Source organism: Streptomyces sp. NPDC048636, assembly GCF_040650655.1.
Lineage (GTDB): Bacteria > Actinomycetota > Actinomycetes > Streptomycetales > Streptomycetaceae > Streptomyces.
Genome location: NZ_JBEZHR010000002.1, coordinates 677,066 through 691,840, shown reverse-complemented (window position 1 = coordinate 691,840; position 14,775 = coordinate 677,066). Strand labels below are relative to the sequence as shown.

11 protein-coding genes are annotated in these 14,775 nt (G+C 72.1%); 9 read left to right on the top strand and 2 right to left on the bottom strand.

The window, feature by feature from the left end:
• The first annotated feature begins 26 nt into the window (after positions 1 to 26).
• The 6 genes from AB0C66_RS08910 (at position 27) to AB0C66_RS08885 (ending at position 9,667) form a co-directional block, all read left to right on the top strand.
• Entirely contained in the window at positions 27 to 1,559 is a 1,533-nt protein-coding gene (locus tag AB0C66_RS08910) for a leucyl aminopeptidase (RefSeq protein ID WP_362434735.1), read from the top strand.
• 268 nt (positions 1,560 to 1,827) lie between these two features.
• A complete protein-coding gene (lpdA, locus tag AB0C66_RS08905) occupies positions 1,828 to 3,216 on the top strand; it encodes a dihydrolipoyl dehydrogenase (protein WP_362434733.1) in 1,389 nt (462 codons plus the stop codon).
• Between the two features lie 50 nt (positions 3,217 to 3,266).
• Positions 3,267 to 5,021: a 2-oxoglutarate dehydrogenase, E2 component, dihydrolipoamide succinyltransferase gene (sucB, locus tag AB0C66_RS08900; RefSeq protein WP_362434730.1), complete on the top strand. Its 1,755-nt coding sequence runs from the start codon at positions 3,267 to 3,269 to the stop codon at positions 5,019 to 5,021.
• A gap of 202 nt (positions 5,022 to 5,223) precedes the next feature.
• Complete coding sequence (locus AB0C66_RS08895) at positions 5,224 to 5,847, top strand: GntR family transcriptional regulator (RefSeq protein WP_362434728.1); 624 nt, start codon at positions 5,224 to 5,226, stop codon at positions 5,845 to 5,847.
• Between the two features lie 92 nt (positions 5,848 to 5,939).
• Positions 5,940 to 8,618: a pyruvate dehydrogenase (acetyl-transferring), homodimeric type gene (gene aceE / locus AB0C66_RS08890; RefSeq protein WP_362434726.1), complete on the top strand. Its 2,679-nt coding sequence runs from the start codon at positions 5,940 to 5,942 to the stop codon at positions 8,616 to 8,618.
• Positions 8,619 to 8,701: 83 nt separating this feature from the next.
• On the top strand, positions 8,702 to 9,667 hold the full coding sequence (locus tag AB0C66_RS08885; RefSeq protein ID WP_362434723.1) for a WYL domain-containing protein: 966 nt from the start codon (positions 8,702 to 8,704) through the stop codon (positions 9,665 to 9,667).
• A gap of 23 nt (positions 9,668 to 9,690) precedes the next feature.
• Here AB0C66_RS08885 and AB0C66_RS08880 read toward each other — a convergent pair whose 3' ends face one another.
• Positions 9,691 to 10,611, bottom strand: a complete 921-nt coding sequence (locus AB0C66_RS08880) for an SDR family oxidoreductase (protein WP_362434720.1) — start codon at positions 10,609 to 10,611, stop codon at positions 9,691 to 9,693.
• A 192-nt stretch (positions 10,612 to 10,803) separates the two neighbouring features.
• Between AB0C66_RS08880 and AB0C66_RS08875 the strand changes: the two genes are divergently transcribed.
• Entirely contained in the window at positions 10,804 to 11,325 is a 522-nt protein-coding gene (locus AB0C66_RS08875; protein WP_362435613.1) for a DUF4240 domain-containing protein, read from the top strand.
• A gap of 60 nt (positions 11,326 to 11,385) precedes the next feature.
• On the opposite strand, the gene AB0C66_RS08870 is transcribed toward AB0C66_RS08875, so the two are convergent.
• Positions 11,386 to 11,934 (bottom strand): GNAT family N-acetyltransferase, encoded by a 549-nt coding sequence (locus AB0C66_RS08870; RefSeq protein ID WP_362434718.1) that lies wholly within the window; start codon positions 11,932 to 11,934, stop codon positions 11,386 to 11,388.
• Positions 11,935 to 12,001: 67 nt separating this feature from the next.
• Between AB0C66_RS08870 and AB0C66_RS08865 the strand changes: the two genes are divergently transcribed.
• The gene (locus AB0C66_RS08865) at positions 12,002 to 12,901 is read left to right on the top strand and encodes a TIGR01777 family oxidoreductase (protein ID WP_362434716.1); all 900 of its coding nucleotides are present in this window, start codon (positions 12,002 to 12,004) and stop codon (positions 12,899 to 12,901) included.
• A 295-nt stretch (positions 12,902 to 13,196) separates the two neighbouring features.
• On the top strand, positions 13,197 to 14,516 hold the full coding sequence (locus AB0C66_RS08860; RefSeq protein ID WP_362434714.1) for an NAD(P)/FAD-dependent oxidoreductase: 1,320 nt from the start codon (positions 13,197 to 13,199) through the stop codon (positions 14,514 to 14,516).
• Positions 14,517 to 14,775 lie beyond the last annotated feature (259 nt).

Below are 14,775 nucleotides of genomic sequence, written 5' to 3'. Positions count from 1 at the left end.
CTAACCGGAAGAGGGACCCGACCACTGTGACTGCACTGACTCTCAGCACCTCCTCCGCCGCGACACTGCGCGCGGACGCCGTTGTCGTCGGCGTGGCAAAGGGGGCGAAGGGCCCCGTCGTCGCCGCCGGCGCGGAGGCCGTGGACAAGGCGTTCGGCGGCAAGCTGGCGGCCGTACTGGAGACGCTCGGCGCGACCGGCGCCGAGGGCGAGGTGACCAAGCTGCCCGCCGCGTCCGGCCTCAAGGCCCCGGTCGTGCTGGCGGTCGGCCTGGGCGAGGCCCCGGCCAAGGGCGACGGCTACGACGCCGAGGCACTGCGCCGGGCGGCGGGGGCGGCGGCCCGCGCGCTGTCCGGTTCCAAGAAGGGCGCGTTCGCGCTGCCGGTGGAGGACGTGGCGGCCACCGCCGCGGTCGCCGAGGGCGCGCTGCTGGGCGCGTACGCGTACGACAAGGCCATCAGCGGCAACGGCACCGCGGCCAAGGACAAGAAGAACGGCAACGGCCCGCTGGCCGAGGTCACCCTGCTGGGCGGCAAGCCGCGGGACAAGGCGTACAAGGCCGCCGCCGAGCGCGCCATCGCCGTGGCCGCCGAGGTCAACCGGGCCCGTGACCTGATCAACACCCCGTCCAATGTGCTCAACCCGGCCTCCTTCGCGGCGAACACGGTCGCGGCGGCCAAGGAGTTCGGCCTCAAGACCGAGGTGCTGGACGAGAAGGCGCTCAAGAAGGGCGGCTACGGCGGCATCCTCGGCGTCGGCCAGGGCTCGGACGCCCCGCCGCGGCTGGTGCGGATCGCCTACACCCACCCCAAGGCCGCCAAGACGCTGGCGCTGGTGGGCAAGGGCATCACCTACGACTCGGGCGGCATCTCGCTCAAGCCGGCCGGCCACAACGAGACGATGAAGTGCGATATGAGCGGTGCCGCCGCCGTGTTCGCCACCATCGTGGCCGCCGCCAAGCTGGGGCTGCGGGTCAATCTGACCGGCTGGCTGGCGCTGGCGGAGAACATGCCGTCCGGTTCCGCCACCCGTCCCGGCGATGTGCTGACGATGTACGGCGGCAAGACGGTCGAGGTGCTGAACACCGACGCCGAGGGGCGGCTGGTGCTCGCGGACGCGATCACCCGCGCCTGCGAGGAGAAGCCGGACGCGATCGTGGACGTGGCCACGCTCACCGGCGCGATGGTCCTCGCCCTGGGCACCCGCACCTTCGGGATCATGTCGAACGACGAGGCGTTCCGCACCACGGTCCACGAGATCGCGGAGGAGGCGGGCGAGCAGTCCTGGCCGATGCCGCTGCCGACCGATCTCCGCAAGAGCATGGACTCGCCGGTCGCCGATCTGGCGAACATGGGTGAACGGATGGGCGGCGGTCTGGTGGCCGGTCTGTTCCTGAAGGAATTCCTTCAGGACGACATCACCTGGGCCCATCTGGACATCGCGGGTCCCGCATTCAACGATTCCGGTCCGTCCGGCTACACCCCCAAGGGCGGCACCGGTGCCGCCGTGCGCACGCTGGTGCGGCTCGCCGAGCGCACCGCCGCGGGCGACCTGGGCTGAGGCACGGGCCTAAAGTCCCGCCGATTTCGCCGTAAACGAAATCGGCGGGGCCATGGATTCCTTATACGCATGAGTAACCCCTGAACTGGGGTCTGGAGAAATCTCACAACACGGCCCGGCGTCCCGCCTCACGTCAACAAGTGCGAAGATGTTGTCTCGGCAGGACAGGGCCCCCGACACCAGGGCCGAAGCAAGAAGCGGCCGAACAACAGCCGCCGCCCGGCCGACCGACGGCCGGCTCCGGCGCACCATGCATGGAGGACGTGACGTGGCGAACGACGCCAGCACCGTTTTCGACCTAGTGATCCTCGGAGGCGGTAGCGGCGGTTACGCCGCTGCCCTGCGCGCGGCGCAGCTGGGTCTGGACGTCGCCCTGATCGAGAAGGACAAGCTGGGCGGCACCTGCCTGCACCGCGGCTGCATCCCCACCAAGGCTCTGCTGCACGCCGGTGAGATCGCCGACCAGGCCCGCGAGGGTTCGGAATTCGGCGTGAAGACCACCTTCGAGGGCATCGACATCGAGGGTGTGCACAAGTACAAGGACGGCGTGGTCTCGGGCCTGTACAAGGGCCTCCAGGGGCTGATCGCCTCCCGCAAGGTCACCTATGTGACGGGCGAGGGCCGGCTGTCCTCCCCGACCTCGGTCGATGTGAACGGCCAGCGCTACACCGGCCGCCACATCCTGCTCGCCACCGGCTCGGTGCCGAAGTCGCTCCCCGGTCTGGAGATCGACGGCAACCGCGTCATCTCCTCGGACCACGCCCTGGTGCTGGACCGGGTGCCGAAGTCCGCGATCGTGCTGGGCGGCGGTGTCATCGGCGTCGAGTTCGCCTCCGCGTGGAAGTCCTTCGGGGCCGACATCACCATCGTCGAGGCCCTTCCCCACCTCGTCCCGGTCGAGGACGAGAACAGCTCCAAGCTGCTGGAGCGCGCCTTCCGCAAGCGCGGTATCAACTTCTCCCTCGGCTCCCGCTTCTCGGGCGTCGAGTACACCGCCGACGGCGTCAAGGTCTCGCTGGAGAACGGCAAGACCTTCGAGGCCGAGCTGCTGCTCGTGGCCGTCGGCCGCGGCCCGGTCTCGCAGGGCCTGGGCTACGAGGAGGCCGGGGTCGCCATGGACCGGGGCTATGTCCTCGTCGACGAGTACATGCAGACCAACGTCCCGACCATCTCCGCCGTCGGTGACCTGGTCCCCACCCTCCAGCTGGCCCACGTCGGCTTCGCCGAGGGCATGCTGGTGGCCGAGCGGCTGGCCGGTCTGAAGACCGTGCCGATCGACTACGACGGTGTGCCGCGGGTCACCTACTGCCACCCCGAGGTCGCCTCCGTCGGCATCACCGAGGCCAAGGCCAAGGAGCTGTACGGTGCGGACAAGGTCGTCGCCCTGAAGTACAACCTCGCGGGCAACGGCAAGAGCAAGATCCTCAGGACCGCGGGCGAGATCAAGCTCGTCCAGGTCCGCGACGGCGCCGTCGTCGGTGTCCACATGGTGGGTGACCGGATGGGCGAGCAGGTCGGCGAAGCCCAGCTGATCTACAACTGGGAGGCGCTGCCGGCCGAGGTCGCACAGCTCGTCCACGCCCACCCGACCCAGAACGAGGCGCTCGGCGAGGCCCACCTGGCCCTGGCCGGCAAGCCGCTCCACTCCCACGACTAATCGCACGAGCGCGAATCATCCGTACAGATCGTTAAGGAGCAACCGAAACCATGGCGGTTTCCGTAACCCTGCCGGCGCTCGGCGAGAGCGTGACCGAGGGCACCGTCACCCGATGGCTCAAGGCCGAGGGTGAGCGTGTCGAGGCCGATGAGCCGTTGCTCGAGGTCTCCACCGACAAGGTCGACACCGAGATCCCGGCCCCGGCGGCCGGTGTGCTGTCGTCCATCAAGGTCGCCGAAGACGAGACGGTCGAGGTCGGCGCCGAGCTCGCCGTCATCGACGACGGCGGCGGCGCCCCCGCCGAGGCCCCCGCCCCCGCGGCGGAGCCCGCTCCGGCGGCGCAGCCCGAGCCCGCCCCGGCCGCCGAGGCCCCGGCTCCGGCCCCCGAGCCCGCCGCGGCCGCCCCGGCCGGTGGCGCCGAGGGCACCGATGTGGTGCTTCCGGCGCTCGGCGAGTCGGTGACCGAGGGCACCGTCACCCGCTGGCTCAAGGAGGTCGGTGACTCGGTCGACGCCGATGAGCCGCTGCTCGAGGTCTCCACCGACAAGGTCGACACCGAGATCCCGGCCCCGACCGCGGGCACCCTGCTGGAGATCCTGGTCGCCGAGGACGAGACCGCCGAGGTCGGTGCCCGGCTGGCCGTCATCGGTACAGCCGATCAGGGGGCCGCCGCCCCGGCTCCGGCCGCCCCGGCCCCGAAGCAGGAGGCCCCGAAGCAGGAAGCCCCGAAGCAGGAAGCCCCCGCCCCGGCCCCCGCGCCGGTCAAGGAGGCCCCGGCTCCGCAGGCGCCCGCCGCCCCGGCTCCGGCTCCGGCCGCTCCGGCTCCGGCAGCCCCCGCAGCTCCCTCGATCCCCGCCCCCTCGGCCCCCGAGGCCGAGGGCGCCTATGTGACCCCGCTGGTGCGCAAGCTCGCCGCCGAGAACGGTGTGGACCTGGCCGCGGTCAAGGGCACCGGTGTCGGCGGCCGGATCCGCAAGCAGGACGTCATCGCCGCCGCCGAGGCCGCCAAGGCCGCCGCCGCTGCCCCGGCTCCGGCCGCCGCCGCGCCGGCCGGCAAGAAGGCCCCGGTTCTCGAGGCGTCCCCGCTGCGCGGCCAGACCGTCAAGATGACCCGTATGCGCAAGGTCATCGGCGACAACATGATGAAGGCGCTGCACGGCCAGGCGCAGCTGTCCTCGGTCGTCGAGGTCGACGTCACCCGGCTGATGAAGCTGCGCACCCAGGCCAAGGACTCGTTCGCGGCCCGGGAGGGCGTCAAGCTCTCCCCGATGCCGTTCTTCGTCAAGGCCGCGGCCCAGGCGCTGAAGGCCCACCCGGTCATCAACGCCCGGATCAACGAGGACGAGGGCACCATCACCTACTTCGACTCGGAGAACGTCGGCATCGCCGTGGACTCCGAGAAGGGCCTGATGACCCCGGTCATCAAGGGTGCGGGCAACCTCAACCTGGCCGGTATCGCCAAGGCCACCGCCGATCTGGCGGGCAAGGTCCGCGGCAACAAGATCACGCCGGACGAGCTGGCCGGTGCGACCTTCACGATCAGCAACACCGGTTCGCGCGGTGCGCTGTTCGACACGATCATCGTGCCGCCGAACCAGGTCGCGATCCTGGGCATCGGCGCCACGGTGAAGCGTCCGGCCGTCCTGGAGACGCCCGAGGGCACCGTCATCGGCGTCCGGGACATGACGTACCTGACGCTCTCCTACGACCACCGCCTGGTGGACGGTGCCGACGCGGCCCGCTACCTGTCGGCCGTCAAGGAGATCCTGGAGGCCGGTGAGTTCGAGGTCGAGCTGGGCCTCTGACCGGCCTGTGACCGGCTTCTGACCGGCCGCTGGTCCGCCCACGGCGGACGCCTCGGCAGAGGGCCGCGCCCCGTACGGGATTCCGTGCGGGGCGCGGCCCTTTTCCGTTCCGACGGCCGCCGGGCGTCCCCTGTGCGGTCCGCGGGGGTCCCGCCGCCTGGATAATGACTTCCGTTCACCGCTGGTTCCTAAGGAGCGCCCCATGGCCCCGCCCATCGTCCACTCGCTGCGCGAGCAGATCCGCGAGCACATCGTGGAGGGGATCGTCAGCGGGCGCTGGAAGCCGGGAGAGCGGATCGTGGAGCGGCGGATCGCCACCGAGCTGGAGGTCAGCCAGACCCCCGTACGGGAGGCGCTGCGGGAGCTGGAGTCGCTGCGGCTGATCGAATCGGCCCCCAACAAGGGCGTCCGGGTGCGGAACCTGACGGCTTCCGACCTCGAGGAGATCTATCCGGTACGAGCCGGACTGGAGCAGATGGCGGCGGAGCTGGCGGCGCCCCGGCTGGCCGAGGACACCTCCGCCCTGGAGCCCGAGGTGCGGGCGCTGTACGCGGCGGACCGCGAGGCCGACGGCGAGGCGCAGGTCCGGCATACCGTCGCCTTCCACCGCGAGCTGGTGCGGGCCTCGGGCAACAGCGTGCTGCTGCACACCTGGGAGTCGCTGGGCATCGAGATCTGGACCACGCTGTCCATCCGCTGGCTGGGCACCGTGCAGCAGTCCTACGCGGAGGAGCACCAGGCGGTCGTGGACGCGTTCCGCCGCCGGGATCCGCGGGTGGGTGAACTCGTCAAGGAGCATGTGCTCGGCTGTGCACCGCGTGCCTGATTTCGCGGCACGGAATGCCAATTTCGCGGTACGGAGTACTTTTTTCGCCCGGCCGCTTTGATCGATCATCGATCAGAATTACAGTCGGCATCATGACCGATCTCGCCAGCACGCAGCCGAGTGCGCTCGACCAGTTCCCCGACCGGGACCCCGAGGAGACCGCGGAGTGGGGCGCCTCACTCACAGCCGTCACCCAGGCCGCCGGTCCGCACCGCGCCGCGTATCTGATGCGCCGGACCCTGGAGCGCGCCGAGGGCGCCGGGCTCGCGCTGCCGCCGCTGCTGGAGTCGGAGTACCTCAACACCATCCCGACCGCCGCGGAGCCCGCCTTCCCCGGTGACGAGGAGATGGAGCGGCGGATCACCGCCTGGAACCGGTGGAACGCGGCGGCGATGGTCACCCGCGGCAGCCGGGACGGCCTCGGCGGCCACATCGCCACCTTCGCCTCCGCCGCCTGGCTCTACGAAACCGGCTTCCAGCACTTCTTCCGCGGCAAGGAGGCCGCGGGCGGTTCCGGCGACCAGCTCTACATCCAGGGCCACGCCTCCCCCGGTATCTACGCCCGCGCCTTCCTCGACGGCCGGCTGACCGAGCGCCACCTCGACAACTTCCGCCGCGAGGCGGGCGGCGACGGGCTGCCGTCCTATCCGCATCCGCGGCGGCTGCCCTGGCTGTGGGAGTTCCCCACCGTCTCCATGGGCCTCGGCCCGCTCTCCGCGATCCACCAGGCCCGGTTCAACCGCTATCTGGCGAACCGCGGCATCAAGGACACCGCGGACTCCCACGTATGGGCCTTCCTCGGCGACGGCGAGATGGACGAGCCCGAGTCGACGGCCGCGCTCGCCCTGGCCGGGCGCGAGGGCCTGGACAACCTGACCTTCGTCATCAACTGCAACCTCCAGCGGCTCGACGGCCCGGTACGCGCCAACTTCAAGATCGTCCAGGAGCTGGAGGCGCAGTTCCGCGCGGCCGGGTGGAACGTGGTCAAGTCGCTGTGGGGCTCGGCCTGGGACGAGCTGTTCGCACTGGACACCTCCGGGGCGCTGGTGCGCAGGCTGCGCGAGGTGCCCGACGGCCAGTTCCAGACGTACGCCACCCGCGACGCCGGCTATATCCGTGAGCACTTCTTCGGCGCCGACCCGGAGCTGGCCCGGCTCGCCCGGAGCGTCACCGACGCCAAGCTCACCGAGTGCTTCCACACCTCCCGCGCGGGCCATGAGCCGCGCAAGGTGCACGCCGCCTACCGCGCCGCCGTGGACCACAAGGGCGCCCCGACCGTGGTGCTCGCGCAGACCGTCAAGGGCTGGACGCTCGGCCCCGGCTTCGAGTCGCGCAACGCCAACCACCAGATGAAGAAGCTCACGGGCAAGGAGTTCCGCACCATGCGCGACCTCCTGGAGCTGCCCATCCCGGACCGCGAGCTGGACGACGAGCTCGTCCCGTACGCCCACCCCGGCGCCGACTCCCCCGAGGTGCGCTACCTCCAGGAGCGCCGCGCGGCGCTCGGCGGTCCGGCGCCCGCCCGCACCGTCCACCCGGTGGCGCTGCCCGAGCCGTCCGCCAAGCCCTTCGAGGCCCTCGCCAAGGGCTCCGGCAGCCAGGAGATCGCCACCACCATGGCCTTCGTCCGGCTGGTCAAGGAGCTGATGCGGGACAAGGAGACCGGGAAGCGCTGGGTGCCGATCGTGCCCGACGAGGCACGGACCTTCGGTATGGAGTCGCTGTTCCCGACCGCCGGGATCTACTCCCCGCTCGGCCAGACCTACGACCCGGTCGACCGCGATCAGCTTCTGTACTACAAGGAGGCCACGAACGGTCAGATCCTCAACGAGGGGATCACCGAGGCCGGTTCGATGGCCGACTTCACCGCCGCCGCCTCGTCGTACGCGACCCACGGCGAGCCGATGATCCCGTTCTACATCTTCTACTCGATGTTCGGCTGGCAGCGCACCGCCGACCAGATGTGGGCGCTCGCCGACCAGCTCGGCCGCGGCTTCCTGATCGGCGCCACCGCGGGCCGCACCACCATGACCGGTGAGGGGCTCCAGCACGCCGACGGCCACTCGCATCTGATCGCCTCCACCAACCCGGCGGCGCTCGCCTACGACCCGGCGTTCGCCTACGAGGTCGGGGTGATCGTGCGGGACGGGCTGCGGCGGATGTACGGCCCCGACGCCGAGGACGTCTTCTACTACCTCACCGTCTACAACGAGACCAAGGTCCAGCCGCCCATGCCGCGGGGCGAGGGCGTCGAGGAGGGCATCCTCAAGGGCCTGTACCGCTACCGGGAGGCCGAGGCGCCCGCCGCCGACGCGCCCCGGATCCAGCTCCTCGCCTCCGGCACCGCCATCCACTGGGTGCTGGAGGCCCAGAAACTCCTCGCCGACGACTGGGGTGTGGCCGCCGACGTGTGGTCCGCCACCTCCTGGAGCGAGCTGCGCCGTGACGCCCTGTCCTGTGACACGGCGCGGCTCAATGGCGAAGACCGGGTCCCGTTCGTCACCCGTGCCCTGGCTGGCGCACCGGGCCCGGTCCTCGCGGTCAGCGACTGGATGCGCGCGGTACCGGACCAGATCGGCCAGTGGGTCGAACAGGACTGGTCCTCGCTCGGCACCGACGGCTTCGGCCTCTCCGACACCCGCGAGGCGGCCCGCCGCCACTTCGGGGTGGACGCCCCGGCGATCGTGGTGGCGGCCCTGGACCGGCTGGCCCGCCGCGGTGAGGTGAGCGGCACCGCCGCCAAGGAGGCCGCGCGCCACTACGGGCTGTAGTCCCGGCCCCCCTGCTCCGCCGTTGTGCGGCCGCGTCTGGCGGTCGCACAACGGCGGTTCTCATACCGGTGCATGATGGGCGGGTGCGTGCTGCCCGGCTGATCAAGATGGTGCTTCTGCTCCAGGCCCGGCCCTCGATGACGGGGGCCGAGCTCGCCCGTGAGCTGGAGGTCTCCGAGCGGACCGTCACCCGCGACGCCGCCGCGCTCTCCGAAGCGGGCGTCCCGGTCTACGCGGACCGGGGGCGCGCCGGGGGCTACCGGCTCATCGGCGGCTACCGCACCCGGCTCACCGGTCTTGGCCGGGCGGAGGCCGAGGCGCTGTTCCTGTCCGGCGTACCGTCCGCGCTGCACGAGATGGGGCTGGCGGACGCCGCCTCGGCGGCCCGGCTGAAGGTGTCCGCGGCCCTCCTGCCGGAGCTGCGCGACGCCTCCCACAGCGTGGCCCAGCGCTTCCATCTGGACGCCCCCGGCTGGTGGCAGGAGCCGCAGACGCCCGGACTGCTGCCACCGCTGGCCGACGCGGTCTGGGACGACCGGCGGATCACGGTCCGCTACCGGCGGCGGGACACGGAGGTGGCCCGCGAGCTGGAGCCGTACGGCCTCGTCCTCAAGGCGGGCGTCTGGTACCTGGCGGCCCGGGCGGAGGGTGACTTCCGGGTGTACCGGGTGGACCGTTTCGTCTCCGTCGAGCCCGGCGGCGACCGCTTCGAGCGGGCCGAGGAGTTCGAGCTGCCCGCCTTCTGGGAGGAGCGGGCGGCCCAGTTCGCCCGGTCGATCCTGCGCGAGAAGACCGTGCTGCGGCTGACGCCGGACGGCGCGCGGCAGCTGCCGTACGTCACGGACCGTACGGCGGGCGAGGAGGCGGTGCGGGCGGCCGGGGAGCCCGACGGGCAGGGGCGGATCACCGTCACCCTGCCCATCGAGTCGGCGGACGTGGCCTTCGCGCAACTGCTGGCGCTCGGCCCGGAGGCCGAGGTGCTGGAGCCGCTGGAGCTGCGTGAGCGGTTCGCCGAGGCGGCGCACCGCATGGCACGCCTCTACCGCTAGGTTCACCGCGTCGTTCCTTGTCGCTACCGGTAGTCGTCCGCGGTGCCCTCGCCGCCGCCGAAGACGATGTCGCGGAAGTAGCCGACGCCGTCCGGCCGGGAGCCGTCGAGGTCGGTGAAGCCGTAGACCTTGGCCAGTTCACCGCTGAAGACGGACTTCCCGTTCCACCGCGCCCGGTCCGGGTCGGCTGCGAGCGCGGCGACCGCGCGCCCGACGAAGTGCGGAGTCTCGGCGATGGCGAAATGCGGCTCCTTCTCCACCGCGTCCCGCCAGTTCTCCTCGGCCACCCCGAAGTGGTCCAGCATCTGTTCGGAGCGCAGGAACCCCGGGGAGAGGCATACCGCCGTGGCGTCGAACTCCTTCAGCTCCTGGGCGAGCGCGAAGGCGGTCCGGATGGGCGCGTTCTTGGTGATGTCGAAGAAGAGGTTCACCCGGTAGGTCCTGTTGAACTCCTCGTCGCCGTCGGTGATCTCGACCACCAGGCCGCCCGGGTTCCGGACCAGCAGCGGCAGCGCGTAGTAGAGGGTGATCAGGTGGGTCTCGATGCCGAGCCGGAGCATCCGCAGCCCGCTCGTCAGGTTGGTCTCCCAGGTCTTCTTGTCGAACTCGATCAGCGCCTCACCGCCCCAGACATCGTTGACCAGGATGTCCAGCCGCCCCCGCTCGCGGTCGATGCGCTCGATCAGCGCCTTGACCTGCTCCGGCTCCAGATGATCGGTCGGCACCGCGATGCCTTCACCACCCGCCGCCGTGACCAGCTCCGCCGTCTCCTCGATGGTCTCCGTGGCCCGCCCCACCTCGCTCACCCGCTCCCGCGTGGTGCGGCCCGTCGCGTAGACGGTGGCCCCGGCCGCTCCCAGCTCGACGGCCATCGCGCGGCCCGCGCCGCGCGTGGCTCCCGCGACGAGTGCGATCCTGCCCGCCAGTGCGCCCTGTGTGCTCACGTAGCTCCGTCCCTTCGATGCTGTCCCTATGGCTGCGCGTTCGACGGTCGCAGGAAATCCCGACATCTTCTGTCGCTTTTTGTTCGCACTTCCCCGGGTCCCCGGCGGCCGGGTCGCTCTGGATAACGAGAGGGCCGCATCCGGGTCGCTCCACGTGCGGGGCCGCCGGTGAGGGCCGATGCTGGTCCCGTGATGATGGACGAGACGGAGTTCTGGGGGCTGGTCGACAGCGCTCGGGAGGCTGCCGACGGCGACCCCGAGGACCAGTCCGATGTGCTCGTCGAGCAACTGTCCCAGCTCGACCCGGACGCCGTGCTGGACTTCGCGCGGCACTTCGAAGCCCGCTCCCAGCGGGCGTTCCGCTGGGATCTCTGGGGCGCGGCCTGGGTGCTGCTGGGCGGGGTCAGCGACGACGCGTTCGAGGCGTTCCGCTTCTGGCTGATCGGACAGGGCCGGGAGGTTTTCGAGGGGGCGCTGCACGAGCCGGACGCGCTCGCCGAGCTGCTGGACGACTTCGATGACCAGGTGGACGGGGACTGTGAGGACCTGGGGTTCGCGGCGGACGAGGCGTATGAGCGGCTGACCGGTGCGGCCCTGCCGGAGCTGGGGCTTCCGGGATCGCCGGACGAACCGATGGGCGTGGCCGTGGACTTCGAGAACGAGCGGGAGCTGGCGGAGCGCTACCCCCGGCTGTGGGAGCGCTTCCGGGACTGACGGCCCGACGGCCGCGGTTCCCCGACGGCCCGGGTGTCCGTCCGTCGCCGCGACGTGACGTCAGGGGGTGAGGCGGCGCCCCATCAGGACGTCGTCCACATACGCCCCCTCGATCAGGAACTCCCCCGGCAGCACGCCCTCCTCCACGAATCCCTCGGACGCGTACAGCCGCCGCGCGGGGGTGTTGGGACCCAGCACCCGCAGGGTGATCCGGGTGGCACCGGCCCGCCGCGCCCGCTCGTACGCCGCGGCCAGCAGCGCCCGCGCCACTCCCCTGCCGCGGGCCCGCTCGTCGACCGCGAGCCCCTGGATCTGCCGCACATGGGCGTTGGAGGCCAGCGGGATGGCCGGGACGAGCCGGAGATAGCCGACCGGCTGCCCGTCCAGCTCGGCCACGAGGATGTGCTCGGGGAGGTTCCGGTCGGTGAAGAAGGCGGCGTAGGGCGGCTGGGGACGCGGCTGCACCGAATGCGTCGGTGACCAGGCGCGCCGGTCCAGCGCGGCGAGCGCGCTCTCGTCATCCGCCACGGCGGCACGGATGACCAGTTCGTCCGGGTCTGGCACCCGGTCCTGCGCGGTGGCCGAAGAAGGCACGAGTGACTCGGACATGAGGGGAAGTGTGCCACCCCGCCCCGTCGTCCGACATCCCTTTCAAGATCGAGGGCAGGATGGTGCCATGCGTATCGCGGTCACCGGCTCCACCGGGCTCATCGGCACGGCTCTCATCCGCTCCTTGCGCGAGGACGGCCACCACGTCGTACGGCTGGTGCGGCGCGCTCCGCGCGGGGAGGACGAGGTCGAGTGGGATCCGAAGCGGCAGTGGGTGGACACCGCGGGGCTGACGGGGTGTGACGCGGTGGTCCACCTCGCGGGCGCGGGGGTGGGTGACCACCGCTGGACCGACGCCTACAAGAAGGAGCTGCGGGACAGCCGGGTGCTGGGCACCGCCGCCATCGCCGAGGCGGTGGCCTCGCTGGACACCCCGCCGCGGGTGCTGATCAGCGGCAGCGCCGTCGGGTTCTACGGGGACACGGGGGCGCGCGCGGTGGACGAGAACGCGCCCCCCGGTGACGGCTTTCTCGCCGATCTGTGCCAGGAGTGGGAGGAGGCGGCCGGGGCGGCCCAGGAGGCGGGCATCCGCACGGTGTTCACCCGCACCGGACTTGTCGTCTCCCCCGAAGGCGGGGCGTGGGGGCGGCTGTTCCCCCTGTTCAAGGCGGGGCTGGGCGGCCGGATGGGCAACGGCCGGCAGTACTGGAGCTTTATCGCCCTGTACGACCACATCGCCGCGCTGCGCCATGTCATCGCCACCGATGACATCGCGGGCCCGGTCAACCTCACGGCGCCCACGCCGGTCACGAACCGCGAGGTCACGGCGGCCATGGGCCGGGTGCTGCGGCGCCCCACGCTGTTCAGCGTGCCGTCCCCGGCGCTGCGGATCGCACTGGGCGAGATGTCCGGCGATGTGCTCGGGAGCGTACGGGCGCTGCCGCGACGGCTGATGGACTCCGGTTTCTCCTTCACCTATCCGCATATCGACGAGGCCCTGCGGGCCGCGCTGAAGGATCAGCGCTGAGCCCACCACGTCGAACATCCCGCCGGAGGGGGTGCACGGGGCGGCGTCCGGGAGGCCGGACGGTGCGTCAACCCCCTTACGGCGGGCGCACTTTCGACCGAACGGTGACCGGCGTGCGACCGTTGTGCGACCGTGCTCGGTCGATGCGCGACTGCCCTCGAACGTGTTTCTGACTACCGTCACGTAGGTGTCGCGTTACCGATGTCACGGAGCGGTGTCGCGGACCTCACGCTTCCGGGCCGCCGGTTGGGGCATCAGGCCCCCGTAGCGAACGCACCGACCTCGAGGAGGGCACGTGCTCAGCAGCGCGCACCGCACGGACGTCGTCATCGTGGGAGCCGGCCTCGCGGGACTGGCCGCGGCTCAACTGCTGGCCGGCGCGGGGGTGGCGGTCACGGTCCTGGAGGCCGCGCCACGGGTGGGCGGCCGGATGGCGACCGACAGCGTGGACGGCTTCCGGCTCGACCGCACCGGACAGCTGATGAACACCTCCTTCCCGGAGCTGCGGCGCACTCCGGGTCTCGGCGCCCTCGCCCTGCGCCCGTTCACCCGGGGCGTGCTGGTCCACAGCGAGGGACGCACCCAGCGGTTCGGCACCCCCCGGAGCGTGAGGGGCGCATTCACATCGGCGCGCGCCTTGGCAAGCGCCGCCCGTGCTCCTCTGGGCAACGGGCTCGACCAAGCCCGACTCGGTGCCGCGCTCGGCAGGCTCGCCCACCTGCCCGCGGACCGCCTGCTCGCCCGCCCCGACCGGCCGGTCCACGAGACCCTGGGGGGGCGGGGCCTACCTGCCCGTACGGTCCAGGGGGTGCTGCGTCCGCTGCTGGTGTCGCTGCTCAGCGACCCGGAGCTGAACACCTCCAGCCGCTGTGCCGATCTGGCCCTGCGCGGCTACGCGCGCGGCCGCCTCTGCCTCCCGGCGGGCGGCGCGTCCACCGTCCCCGAACTGCTGGCGGCCACCCTGCCGCCGGGGACGGTCCACACCGGCGTCCGCGCCGTCGCGGCCTCCACCACCGAGGTGGCCACCGCCGAGCACGGCGAGATCGGCTGTCGCGCGGTCCTGGTGGCCACGGGGGCGCATGACGCGGCGGCCCTCCTGCCCGGGCTGCGGCTCCCGGCCTTCCATCCGGTGACGGTGCTGCACCACACCGCCGACCGGCCGCCGCTGCGCGAACCCGCGCTGGTCCTGGCGGCCGACGGCTCGGGCCCGGTGGCCCACACCATGGTGGCCAGCGAGGTGGACCCCTCGCGCACCCCGCCCGGCCGGGTGCTGATCACCTCCACGGTGCTCGGCCCCGCCGCCAGACGGCCCACCACCGAGCTCGACCGGGCCGCGCGGGGCCAACTGGCCGCCGTCTACGGGACCTCCACCGACCGCTGGGAGCTGCTGGCCGCGCACCACGACCCGTACGCCGTCCCGGCCATGCCCGCGCCCCACGATCTGCGCCGCCCGGTGCGGCTGCTGTCCGGGCTGTACGTCTGCGGCGACCACCGCGACTCCAGCACGGTGCAGGGCGCCCTCGTCTCCGGCCGCCGTGCCGCCCGCGCGGTGCTCACCGACTTCGGCGCCCCACCGGGATCCGGCACCACCCCCACCCTCCCGGCCGCGGCCTGACCCACCGCGGCGCGGCGCCGTACGGACCCCGGACGGCGCCGCCCGCGCACAATGCCGCCACAACGCCCGCCACGGCCGCGCTGACGGCCTCCCGGCCCCTCGGCCTCGCAGTCCAACTCGGCGGCTACCCAGGGGCGCATAGCGACGCCGTTACGCCCGCCACAGCCGTTCTGACGGACTCCCCGCCCCTCCGCCTCGGCAGACCAACTCGGCCGCTGCCCAGGGCCCCTGAGAGGGCGCACACGGCCGCGTCGGCCAC

Coding starts and splice junctions, on each gene's coding strand:
- sucB (WP_362434730.1), top strand. CDS start 3,267: ATGGCGGTTTCCGTAACCCTGCCGGCGCTCGGCGAGAGCGTGACCGAG.
- AB0C66_RS08895 (WP_362434728.1), top strand. CDS start 5,224: ATGGCCCCGCCCATCGTCCACTCGCTGCGCGAGCAGATCCGCGAGCAC.
- aceE (WP_362434726.1), top strand. CDS start 5,940: ATGACCGATCTCGCCAGCACGCAGCCGAGTGCGCTCGACCAGTTCCCC.
- AB0C66_RS08875 (WP_362435613.1), top strand. CDS start 10,804: ATGATGGACGAGACGGAGTTCTGGGGGCTGGTCGACAGCGCTCGGGAG.
- AB0C66_RS08870 (WP_362434718.1), bottom strand. CDS start 11,934: ATGTCCGAGTCACTCGTGCCTTCTTCGGCCACCGCGCAGGACCGGGTG.
- AB0C66_RS08865 (WP_362434716.1), top strand. CDS start 12,002: ATGCGTATCGCGGTCACCGGCTCCACCGGGCTCATCGGCACGGCTCTC.